Origin of the sequence: Mycobacterium sp. E3298 (assembly GCF_001666895.1) — a bacterium.
Classification (GTDB): Bacteria; Actinomycetota; Actinomycetes; order Mycobacteriales; family Mycobacteriaceae; genus Mycobacterium.
This window is the reverse complement of sequence record NZ_LZJB01000241.1, coordinates 1-3494: the sequence shown is the minus strand read 5'-3', so window position 1 is coordinate 3494 and position 3494 is coordinate 1. Positions and strand designations below refer to the sequence as shown.

Annotated in this window: 4 protein-coding genes; 2 read left to right on the top strand and 2 right to left on the bottom strand. The window is 63.3% G+C overall.

Features of this window, described 5'->3' with window-relative positions; all coding sequences use genetic code 11:
* On the top strand, positions 1-759 hold a 759-nt coding region (locus A9X05_RS11260; RefSeq protein WP_156736649.1), incomplete at its 5' end, for a cytochrome P450.
* Positions 756-1304: a hypothetical protein gene (locus A9X05_RS11255; protein WP_067781339.1), complete on the top strand. Its 549-nt coding sequence runs from the start codon at positions 756-758 to the stop codon at positions 1302-1304. The genes A9X05_RS11260 and A9X05_RS11255, both read left to right, overlap by 4 nt.
* Positions 1305-1530: 226 nt before the next feature.
* Here the strand turns inward: A9X05_RS11255 and A9X05_RS11250 are convergent, their stop codons facing one another.
* Positions 1531-2637, bottom strand: a complete 1107-nt coding sequence (locus A9X05_RS11250; protein ID WP_231978329.1) for a dihydrodipicolinate reductase — start codon at positions 2635-2637, stop codon at positions 1531-1533.
* A 104-nt stretch (positions 2638-2741) separates the two neighbouring features.
* Positions 2742-3494 (bottom strand): cytochrome P450 (locus A9X05_RS11245; protein WP_156736647.1); only part of this gene is annotated, 753 nt, incomplete at its 5' end.

Here is a 3494-nt window from a genome sequence, read left to right as displayed (position 1 = left end):
GACGGTCGCCAGCAGATCCGGCACTGGCTCGACGCACTGCTGGAACGCGAGCCGGGAAACATCAGCACGACGCCGCACGGCCGCGAGGCGGCGGTGACCATGTGGAGGTACTACTACGACCTTGTCGTCGAGAAACGCGCCAACCCACAGGACGACATGATTTCGCGGCTCACCCAGGTCGAGGTCGAACGCGACGACGGCACCATGACTCGCCTCGACGACACGGAGATTTCGGCCTTTGCGTCGATGCTCGGCGGTGCGGGCGCCGAGACGGTGACGAAACTCGTCGGCAACGCCGTGGTCGCCTTCGCCGACTTTCCGGATCAGTGGCAGAAGCTGCGGAAGGACCGCAGCAAGGTGCCCGCCGCCGTCGAAGAATTGTTGCGCTATGAGGCGCCCTCGCAGTACCAGGTACGCACCGCCACCCGCGATGTGACCTTGCACGGCAGCACCATTCCCGCGGGCAGCGCAGTCCTGCTCGTCACGGGCTCGGCGACCCGCGACGAACGGATGTTCCCCGATCCCGACCGGCTGGACATCGACCGGGAGCGCAGAATGGGCTTCAACCTCGCCTTCGGGTATGGCGTGCACAGTTGTCTGGGGGCGGCGCTGGCAAGGATGGAGAGCCGCATCGCGCTCGAGGCGCTGCTCGATCTCCTCCCTGACTATGAAGTCGACCGCGGTGGACTGCGGCGGGTGGCGATGGCGAATGTTTGTGGGTGGTCCAATGTGCCCGTACACAGGACGCGCGGAGCATGACCTCCGATCGAGTTGCCCTGCACCACAGGCTGGCCCACGCAAAATGGGAGACGTACGCCAGAGCCCCGGAGACGAAAAAGATCACATACGGCGATGAGTGGATCTACTCGCCAGACGCCGTAATGATGTGCCCCCTGTTCAACGGCGGCGCCGATCATGTGATGGCCGACCTCGCCTCCGAGGAGGTGCTCGCGGCCATGCAACGCTTCGCGCCCGACGGTGACATGCTTACCTGCGAATTCCGCATGTGGTGGAAGCACATGCCCGACTTTCGAATCGTTACCCCGTTCGACTGCAGGCCCGCCGATTGGGGGTTTGCGGTCCGCGACACCTATGCGGGAACGCTGGCCGACGGGACCGTTCTGCAGCTTCACGAATGGGATTACGTATGGACCAATGACGAGGGCCACATCACTCGTTGGGACTGGTTTGTCGATTCCCGGGAGTGGCACCCCTTCCTCGATCTCATCGGCCTCGATCGCGACAGCCTGACGTATCAGGCGTACACAGAGAACTTCCTGCGTGAAGGCAGCATTGTAGGTTGAGGTTTGGCGCCTTGACCGGCTGTCCAGAACTGATCGGTTCGCCGGTCAGCGCATCGAGAGGCTCGCGCAACGCGTCCTTCGCTGCTTCGGTCACGGGTGTGGGTGAAGTGAGATGCCCTTCATCGCAAAGCAACCCGCGACCCAGATTCTGATCGCGCCGGGTTTTGCGGCGCAATTGACCACAGCGCGCTCGCGCGCCGGCAGGCTGATTCGCGCAAGCGGGTCACTAAACAGGGCGCGTTCGCGATTGCCTGCTCACTATCGCCGGACCCGCCAAGGGAGAGCCAAGCACGCCAGGCGCCGCGTCCACGACCGCGGGTATGGAGTTGACCGCGGCCAGCGCTGTCACCGCTACACCCGGATTGACCCGATCCGAGGGCGATTGCTCGAAATACAGCTCCAAGGACATACTGGGCCGTCCCTCGACCCGGATGACCATGCCGCCTTGGTTTTCCCTCGACGGCCGCGGCCAACGCTGCGGCCAGGGTGTGGAACTCACCGTCGCGAAATACTGCACCGCGACCACTGACCGCCCATCGATGACGCCGGCCAGCTGCCAGCGGTGCGCGCAAATCGTCCCTTCAGCAATCGTGCCGAGGGCAGTCTGCAAATCCGTTGGCGCGAGAAGTGTTTCCCAATCCAGTTCGACTCCATCGAGTTCCAGGCCTAGGATGTCGGCGATGTAGCGCACCACGGTCTCCCAGTCGTGGGTGACCTTGCCCGATGCGATTCGGGCGGGCACGTGCCCGTTCGGCTTTCCAAAGCCCATGGATTCGTGCAGCACCTCCCAAATGGGATAGGACTTGTCCAGGTCGATCGCATATTCGTCCATCCGGTAGGAATCGACGGTTCCGGCGCCGGCAAGCAGGGCGGTGGGGACGTTGAGACTAATGAAGCCCGGCTCGGCGCCGGTGGCGTAGAAGGTCGAATTGCCTTTCGCCGCCGCGGCTTCGACGGCCGCGCGCCACTCCGGTGGCGCCGCAGGCGGGTAGACCATTGGGATCGTCGAGATCGTCACGACGTTGATCCCCGCCTCGAGGTAAGTGATGATGTCGGTGATCGCGTCATTCTCGCGCCGGACGGCGGTGGCACAGTAGGTGACACAGTCGGGCCGCAGAGCCAGCACCGCGTCGAGATCGTCGGTTGCCGATATACCGACCTCCGGTTCGCCACAAAGGCGACCCGCGTCAACTCCGGCCTTCTCGGGCGTGGACACTTTGACTCCGACGAGTTCCAGTGCCGGATCACCGAGGACTGCCCGGAGTGCCTCCTTACCGGTCAATCCCGTGCCTACGTGAACAACCCGATACTTTCTGGATTTCTCAGTTGCCATTGCTCAATCTCCTATGTGCGTTTTCCTAAGAGCGCCGGACCGCGGCTTGCGTCTCCACCCGCTTCGCGCACCGATGAGAGCAGCGAGTTCGTCGTGAGGACGGATCATTGCGCTACCGCACGTACGGGCACGCGTCCCCATCCGAAGACATTCGGCATCTTGACCCGTTGCAGGCCCGCGACGTCTACCTCGAACTCGGGGATCAAGTCCAACAGGGCATCGATGGCAATGCGTCCCTCCATGCGCGCCAGTGCCGCGCCAAGACAGCTGTGTATTCCGTAGCCGAATCCGAGGTTGTGGCCGGAGTGCCGACGATTGATGTCGAAGCGATCTGCATCGACGAACGCTCGCTCATCCCTGGTGGCCGAACCATTGATGAGCATCACCGGATTGTGCTTGGGTATCACCGTGCCATGAAGTTCGACATCGACCTTGCTCCAACGGATGTCGTATTGCGATGGCCCCTCGTAACGCAGCAGCTCTTCGAAGGCGGCGGGAATGAGGCTTCGGTCTCGCCTCAGTGCCTGCCATTGGTCCTGGTGTCGCGCAAACACCACTGCGGCGCTTGCGACCAGCTTGGTCACCGTCTCGGCGCCCGCACCGCCGAGCATCGACGCAAAGGCCGAAATCTCCGTGTCGTCGAGGCGAGTCATGGTGCCGTCGTCGCGTTCGACCTCGACCTGGGTGAGCCGCGAAATCATGTCGTCCTGTGGGTTGGCGCGTTTCTCGACGACAAGGTCGTAGTAGTACCTCCACATGGTCACCGCCGCCTCGCGGCCGTGCGGCGTCGTGCTGATGTTTCCCGGCTCGCGTTCCAGCAGTGCGTCGAGCCAGTGCCGGATCTGCTGGCGACCGTC